Annotated in this window: 3 protein-coding genes; 1 reads left to right on the forward strand and 2 read right to left on the reverse strand. The window is 47.9% G+C overall.

Features of this window, described 5'->3' with window-relative positions:
- The coding region (locus H096_RS33450; RefSeq protein WP_241495523.1) for a TniQ family protein at positions 1 to 1,170 on the forward strand (1,170 nt) is incomplete at its 5' end.
- Positions 1,171 to 1,329: 159 nt separating this feature from the next.
- Here H096_RS33450 and H096_RS34825 read toward each other — a convergent pair.
- Both H096_RS34825 and H096_RS33460 read right to left on the reverse strand, forming a co-directional pair.
- Complete coding sequence (locus H096_RS34825) at positions 1,330 to 1,596, reverse strand: antitoxin Xre/MbcA/ParS toxin-binding domain-containing protein (protein ID WP_082461697.1); 267 nt, start codon at positions 1,594 to 1,596, stop codon at positions 1,330 to 1,332.
- A gap of 38 nt (positions 1,597 to 1,634) precedes the next feature.
- Positions 1,635 to 3,137: a TnsD family Tn7-like transposition protein gene (locus tag H096_RS33460; RefSeq protein ID WP_082461700.1), complete on the reverse strand. Its 1,503-nt coding sequence runs from the start codon at positions 3,135 to 3,137 to the stop codon at positions 1,635 to 1,637.
- Positions 3,138 to 3,214: the final 77 nt, after the last annotated feature.

Below are 3,214 nucleotides of genomic sequence, written 5' to 3' on the forward strand. Positions count from 1 at the left end.
GACAGCCGTATCTCACCAGATTTGGAAGTCTTTTTCAGAGTTTCCCTAGGTTTTATCGAAAAAATGATCTTAGCTATTCAGCCTGAGGAAACTGTGCGTTCCTTTGTGGAAAGAACTCTTTTTATTAAAGGAAAACATTCTTCCGAAGAAATTTTTCGGAGGTTTCCCAAAAACTGCGTATTACGAGCGGATATTTTGTTAATCGCCGAAATGCAGGGATGGATTGGCTGCTATGGCTTGAACAAGATGCTTCATAGGCATACTAACTATCCGTTAAAGAAGGTTTTCAAGAATGTTCAAGATATCTCCTACTCTAGGGACGAATACATAGGTCAATCGAGGTGCTACGACTCAAATAGAACCCCATCAGGGTTTTGTCCTGTTTGTGTTGCCGAAGATATTGAACGCTTAGGATTTTCCTTCTGGCGACGTGCTCACTGTTGTGAGCTGAAAGTCTGCGCTGAACACAATGTAGAGCTTGTTAAGCGCTGCCCCTTCTGTGACAGGCAGTTTTGCCATGGAGGTCATAATTTGGGAGTGATGTGGACCAGCTGCGAGGGTCGGTATCTTAAAGACTGCCCTGTGACGCTGAACACAGATCCATATGAGCTGAAGAAAGCTCAGATTGTTATGGATATTCTGTCATTCACCCATCACCTCTCAGAGGAGTCAGTTCTCGCGGTCTTGGATGAAAAAGTCCATAAAAACGATGACCTAAAGCGTAGAGTTTTGAACTCTGGATCCAACATGCAGCTGGGAGAAATAATTAAATGGCGGCTGGAAACTGTTAAGACGTCGAGGTCTGTAAACAGGCTTCCACACGAAGAATCCACTGATTTTATTATCGAGGCTATAGTCGAAGCCTATGGAAAGTTTGCGGACTTTGTCAGTGATGTGAAAGCATATGGAGACGAAATCCGCCCGATTGAGTCATTGTGGTCCACGTATATTTCAGGGCATCAAGAATCAACGCATTTCGTTGAAGAAGACTACGACCAAGGTGTTGGTGTTTGGTGTTGTCCGTTCCCTGCTAAGGACTTATTGCGAATGTGGGATTGGCGGCCAGTTTATTATCCATGCTGTAGTTTTGAACGGCCAAAAAGAAAAGGCCCTCAACCTAAACCCGAACGAGTAAATAATGCGCCGCCGGGTGTTTACAGACGGAAATAGTTTTCCTCTCTAAATGTACGCTAGGAGGACTAACCTCTAATGAAGTTATTGCCATGAGTTTCGATATCCCCTTCACACTATAAGATCAACTGGTCAATCCTTGGCGGTGAATACCGCTGTTTCCTCTCGCTCACTGCGCCGCCAGGGAGACAGAACAGGTCACATATAAATGCCGTATTCAATTCTGAGCAATACGTCTCGAACCTCGGGATAGCCGCTAGGTTTGGTCAGCATCTCGCAAGGGCTGCGTCGGTTGAGTGCAAGTACTGGTGAACCGAGCCACCTATCGGCGCTTTTACGGTTTCCTAAAGTGTGACTTGCTTGCATCAAGACTTGTACCCGCCTGAGCTCGTAGCCACGGTATGTTGAGCTCCAGCATGCTGGCGGGCGCGAAAGGGCCAATCCTAGGATCGAAATCTTACTCATGTCCTTACACCTCGTTTTTCTTCAGCTAGCGTGAGGGGCTACCGAAATCCGCTGGCCTTACCGCATTGCACGTGGTCGTGAAGGACCGTCGACTTGGAGCGATGCAGCACCGTGGACAAGAATGCTCTTGAGGCGGGGTATCGGTTCCGATTTTCCAAGCAAGACGAGAGCATGGGAACCCGGGCGTAAAGCTCGGTCGTAGTGACTGGACCGCGCTGCAGTCCAGTAATCGCCTCGTACGCCATTCGTATCATGCTGAGCAGCCGAGAATCTCGGGCCTCCCAGTCAACGGGGTATTTTTCCACTTTGGCCGGTTTGACGAAGGTTTGCTCTTTGGCCATCAACCATGCTTTGTCGTTTCTATAAAGCCAGGCATAGATAGAAGGAATGATGTTTCTCAAAGCCTGGATCCCCAGTTCAGGATGCAAATTGTGTAGGTATCGCCACTGCGCTCTGTGCTCCGCTAGCTCCCGGCTGTTCCTCGCTTCAATAGCCAGTGCATTGGTAACTGGATTGGCACGCAACAATCTATTGATCGTTGAGATCGAGATCTCAAGCTCCTCACAAAGCTTCTGTTTCGGAATGCCCTTGCCCAGTTTTGAGAGCAGAACCTCTTTAAGCTCGCCTTTTAATCGTTTGGGCCTTGGAGTGTTTTTGGTTGGAGCCGCAGCGTTTGAAAGCGAGACTTGCTTATCAGGTTTTCGCGATGTAGTGCTAGCGACTCGCTGGACTAATCTGGCGACTTCAGCGTCGTAGGCCTTCAGGAACGAGTGCAGGTCATCAAATAGCCAATCAATCAGTAGCAGATGCTTCAAAGGATGAATGCTTCTGCGGGGGGGACGGATAAGCTGGCTCATAAATGACTCAGTGCTTTTCTCATCTTTCGGCAATGATTCAAACAGATGAAAGCGGCGAAGCGGCTCTATGCGATCAAGCAGCGATGCAGATCTACCCCCTTGGAGCACAGCTGTTCGATAGGTCGCAGCGACGGCGCAGGACTCGAGGGACATTACTCTGCCGATGACCGCAAGATCGATGACATTGTTTGCCAAGTTCAGGAAAGCAGGGCGTAACCACAGCTTCTGTGAGGAGGCCTGTTGGATCAAGCAGTCCTTGGTAGGTAGCGACCATTCAAACCTACCTGACCACCGCCTACTTTTGGTGGATACCATGAGCCAAGCTTGGTGGCGTGGACAGATCAACACGCCTGGATATTGGTGTGTGAGGTGCCAGTAAGCTATACCATGGGCGTACACATCCTCGCGCATACAATACGGACATGCTTTCAACGGGTGTTCAGCGCCAAAACCACTTGATACCAAGCCAAGTCGATATTTAAGTGAATCAATTCGATCGCCTTTTATAGTTATTATTGCATCTTCAATTTTGGTTTTATTCTGGAACGGTATAAATACTGAGAATATTGTGTGATGTAGGAGAATCGATTCAGCGTTTCCCCAATAATGAAATCCATTCTGTTCTAAAGCTGCTATGCCGCAAGGAATATCATGCTTTATAAATTTCTCAGATAGGCCCAGCACGGCAGTCGATGTAGTCGCAGGGTCCAGGTCAATGTCATCAACCTAAGGATGGTCTGAAGTAGGCCGCTATTTTTCGA

This window comes from Pseudomonas sp. FH1, assembly GCF_000510895.2.
Lineage (GTDB): Bacteria > Pseudomonadota > Gammaproteobacteria > Pseudomonadales > Pseudomonadaceae > Aquipseudomonas > Aquipseudomonas azotoformans_A.

Coding starts and splice junctions, on each gene's coding strand:
- H096_RS34825 (WP_082461697.1), bottom strand. CDS start 1,596: ATGAGTAAGATTTCGATCCTAGGATTGGCCCTTTCGCGCCCGCCAGCA.